This window comes from Achromobacter sp. GbtcB20, from assembly GCF_019091095.1.
In the GTDB taxonomy this organism is placed as follows: Bacteria; Pseudomonadota; Gammaproteobacteria; order Burkholderiales; family Burkholderiaceae_B; genus Achromobacter; species Achromobacter mucicolens.
Genome location: NZ_JAGXJZ010000841.1, coordinates 1 through 240, shown reverse-complemented (window position 1 = coordinate 240; position 240 = coordinate 1). Strand labels below are relative to the sequence as shown.

The window sequence follows — 240 nt, the reverse complement described above, 5'->3', positions numbered from 1 at the left end:
CGGCGCCGTCACCCAGATCGGCCTGCAGTTCCGCGCCCGCGCCGTCGTGCTGACGGCAGGCACTTTCCTGGACGGTAAGATCCACGTCGGCCTGCAAAACTATACCGCCGGCCGCGCCGGCGATCCGGCCGCACTGTCGCTGTCCGCCCGCCTGAAAGAGCTGAAGCTGCCGCAGAGCCGCCTGAAAACCGGCACGCCGCCGCGCATCGACGGCCGCAGCATCGACTTCTCGGTGTTGAC

General features: G+C 69.2%; 1 protein-coding gene. It reads left to right on the top strand.

Going from position 1 to position 240, the window contains the following annotated elements; genetic code table 11:
• Positions 1-240 (top strand): FAD-dependent oxidoreductase (locus KVT32_RS31335; RefSeq protein WP_217619560.1); only part of this gene is annotated, 240 nt, incomplete at both ends.